Annotated in this window: 3 protein-coding genes; all 3 read left to right on the top strand. The window is 47.2% G+C overall.

Annotated features, from left to right (window positions below):
• Positions 1-633: 633 nt before the first annotated feature.
• Positions 634-1,653 carry a Fe(3+) ABC transporter substrate-binding protein gene (locus ACTHY5_RS11585; protein ID WP_441879831.1) on the top strand — a complete coding sequence of 340 codons (1,020 nt, stop codon included), beginning with the start codon at positions 634-636 and terminating at the stop codon, positions 1,651-1,653.
• A gap of 35 nt (positions 1,654-1,688) precedes the next feature.
• A complete protein-coding gene (locus ACTHY5_RS11580; protein ID WP_441879828.1) occupies positions 1,689-3,311 on the top strand; it encodes an ABC transporter permease in 1,623 nt (540 codons plus the stop codon).
• Positions 3,311-3,658, top strand: a 348-nt coding sequence (locus tag ACTHY5_RS11575) for an ATP-binding cassette domain-containing protein (RefSeq protein WP_441879824.1), incomplete at its 3' end; no start/stop codon positions are given. The genes ACTHY5_RS11580 and ACTHY5_RS11575, both read left to right, overlap by 1 nt.

Genomic DNA, 3,658 nt, shown 5'->3' with positions numbered 1-3,658 from the left:
AATAAATTCGCCCCTACGAAAAACCAGAGCGACTCCCTTTGGTCATTGCGAGGAGTGCAACGACGCGGCAATCCATTTAATAAACAGCTATACGCTGAGCGCCTAACGAAAAAACAAAACCGCATTTTTCTTTAACGTAACGCGTTCGGCGTTAGACGTAGCGCTTTCTTTTTGGAATGGATTGCCGCGCTACGCTCGCAAAGACGAAATAAGGGCGCATAACACTATAGTGCAAAGCTTTGACGTCCAACAGAGTATCTACAAAAGTAAAAACACCGGTTTGGCTTGGGTACTTTTATGTTCTACGTAAAGCGTTCTGCGTACAGCGGTTGACTGTTGTTATCCGTCATTGCGAGCGCAGCACGGCAATCCAGTTGTGTCTTTGTCTAACAGCTTAAGGCTAATCGCGCTCAAAGTGAGCTGGGGTTGGTTTTACGTAAAGCGGTCGGCGTACAGCGGTTGACTGTTCTTTAAGTGATCTGGCACAAAGACTTGATTGAGTTTTTTATGGAAAATAGATGAATGTAGTTGCGGATGACACTGTTTATCATTTAGATGTGTGTTGCTTACTGAGATTGTCTGGGTATAATCCTAAACGTTAATTGTTCTCACTCAACCAAATGGATTTTAACTATGTCTAAGACGAGTAAACTAGGTTTATCTGCAGCAGCCTTGTTAGTTGCCAGCTTCACCGGCCAAGCATTTGCTGAAGAAGTGAACGTGTATTCTAACCGCCAAGACTTTCTGATTAAGCCCATTATTGACACCTTTACCGAAGAAACCGGTATTGATGTGAATGTGGTATTTATGAAAAACGGCATGGGTGAGCGTCTAGAGCGTGAAGGCCGTTTATCGCCAGCAGACTTAGTATTAACCGTTGACGTTAGCCGCTTGATGGACGTAGTAGACAAAGATCTAACCCAAGCCGTTGAGAGTGATGTATTAGAAGAGAATATTCCGGCTCAGTATCGTGATGCAGACGGTAAATGGTTTGCCGTAACCACCCGTGCCCGTGCTATATATAGCTCCAAAGATCGCGTAGGTAAGCGTGACGATATTACCTATGAAGAGTTAGCTGACCCTAAGTACAAAGGAAAAATTTGTACTCGCAGCGGTAAACACCCTTATAATGTGGCGCTAACTGCATCTATGATTGACGAGCACGGTGTTGAGTACACTAAAACTTGGTTAGAAGGTTTAAAAGCGAACCTAGCGCGTAAGCCTCAAGGCGGTGACCGTGACCAAATTAAAGCCATTAACGATGGCGTGTGTGACTACGCACTGGGCAACAGCTATTACTACGGCGTGATGTTGAGCGACGAAAAGCAGCGTGATGCTGCAGAAGCGGTTTATATTAACTTCCCGAACCAAGATGATCGTGGCACACATGTTAATATTTCAGCGGTTGCGCTAACTAAGCACGCTAAAAACAAAGAATCAGCTGTTAAATTGATGGAGTTTTTAGCCGGTGATGAAGCACAACACTTATATTCATCCGCTAACCATGAATATCCAGTAAAACCAGGTGCTGATGCATCTGAACTGGTCAGCAGCTGGGGTGACTTCGATGCCGATAAACGCCCACTGGCTGATGTAGCAAAACATGCTAAAACAGCCGTTGAGTTGGTCGACGAAGTTCAATACGACCTTTAACAAGACGGGGGCTGTGCCCCCGCTTTGAGTTATCAATGAAACGACCTGGTTGGACCGTCAGCAGTTGGGCATTAGCCCTGCTGCTGATTTTGCCTATAATGGCACTAATATATGAAGCACTGTTACCCACAGAAGATATTTTTAGTCATCTGTGGGGAACGGTGCTTCCTACGTATATTGGCAACACCTTTTGGTTGGTGTTGCTGGTGATGGCGTTTAGCTTGCTTTGTGGCGTGCCGGCCGCTTGGCTGATGGCCATGTGTGAGCTACCCGGCAAACGCTGGTTGCAATGGGCGCTTATTTTACCGCTGGCCATGCCCTCCTATATTGTCGCCTTTGTCTATACCGATTTGTTAGACTTTTCGGGGCCCATACAAAGCAGCCTCCGCCACTGGTTTGGCTGGACCTCTGTTGCTGATTATTACTTTCCTGCAATTCGTACCCTAGGCGGTGCCGGTGTTATTTTGGGGCTGGTGCTCTACCCGTACGTGTATTTGCTGGCGCGCACTGCCTTTATGGAGCAATCCACAAGCTTGATCCAATCAAGCCGTTTGTTGGGCTGTAGCCCGTGGCAAAGCTTTAAACGCATTAGTCTGCCGCTGGCGCGCCCCTCTATTGCCGTAGGGCTGTCTTTGGTGGCCATGGAAACATTGGCTGAGTTTGGTACGGTCAACTTTTTTGCGGTGAATACGCTGACCACAGCGGTGTACGATACTTGGCTTGGCTATGGCAGCTTAAATGCTGCGGCAAAAATTTCGGCCATTATGTTACTGGTGGTCATGTTACTGTTGAGCATGGAGCGCATGAGTCGCCAACGCCAACAAGTGTTTCAAAAAAACATGGGCCACGAGCAACAAGCGGGTTATCAGCTGTCGGGCATAGCCAAGTGGGGCGCGTTAGGGTTTTGCTGGACGCTGGTATTACTGGGCTTTTTACTGCCCTTTGTTATTTTGTGTTATCACGCTGCGCACTATTTTGATCAAGCGTGGAATAGCCAGTTTTTTGAGTACAGCTTTAATAGCTTATTACTGTCGACCCTAGTGGCAGGCATTGCGTTAATGGTGGGCTTGTTATTAGGCATGAACCACCGGTTGACCGGAAAAACCGCCTCTGTCTTGCCGATGCGGTTAGCCTCTATGGGTTATGCCTTGCCAGGTACGGTATTGGCGATTGGGGTATTGGTGCCCTTAACCAGTCTCGATTTTGCCATTAATGATGCCGCGCTTTGGTTGGGCGTGACTGAGCCAGGCCTGCTGTTTACCGGCACCATGGTCGCGATTGCCTTTGGGTATTTGGTGCGTTTTGGCGCCATGGCCATTGGCTCGGTAGAAAGCAGTTTGGGTAAGGTGTCACCCTCATTAGATATGGTGACACAAACCATGGGCTACAGCCCCAGCGCCATGATGATGAAAGTTCATATGCCGCTTATTCGCAAGGGTATGTTGGCCGGTGCCCTGTTAGTGTTTATTGAATGTATGAAAGAGCTGCCTGCGGCACTCTTGCTAAGGCCATTTAACTTTCAAACCTTGGCCACCTACGTATATCAGTTTGTGTCTGACGAGCAGTTAGAGCTAGGGGCTTTGCCCGCTATTGCCATTGTGCTGGTGGGGTTAGTACCGCTGATTTTCTTAAACCGATCATTGGAGCAACAACACTGATGGCGGCACTTGATGTAAAAAACTTAACCTGTAGTTATAACGGCAAAGCCATTTTAGATGACTTGTCATTGCAGGTGAATGAAAATGAAATTATGTGCTTACTGGGAGCCAGTGGCTGCGGTAAAACCACCTTATTAAAAGCCATTGCTGGCCTCTTGCCGATTCGCGAGGGCGAGATCCATATTCACAATACCTTGATGAATGGTAATGGTGTTGCCGTGGTGCCTGAGCAGCGCAATATAGGTATGATTTTTCAAGATTATGCGTTGTTTCCGCACTTAAATGTGGCCAGAAATGTCGCCTTTGGCTTGCAGTGCAAAGAAACCAATAAAGCCTTTATTAAAAAG

The sequence above is a fragment of the Oceanisphaera sp. genome (assembly GCF_052084945.1).
In the GTDB taxonomy this organism is placed as follows: domain Bacteria; phylum Pseudomonadota; class Gammaproteobacteria; order Enterobacterales; family Aeromonadaceae; genus Oceanimonas.
The sequence above is the reverse complement of the archived record's forward strand: the minus strand, read 5'-3'. Positions and strand labels throughout refer to the sequence as shown.

Bases quoted from the DNA above. Each gene is read 5' to 3' on its own strand.
- ACTHY5_RS11585 (WP_441879831.1), top strand. From the start codon at position 634: ATGTCTAAGACGAGTAAACTAGGTTTATCTGCAGCAGCCTTGTTAGTT.
- ACTHY5_RS11580 (WP_441879828.1), top strand. From the start codon at position 1,689: ATGAAACGACCTGGTTGGACCGTCAGCAGTTGGGCATTAGCCCTGCTG.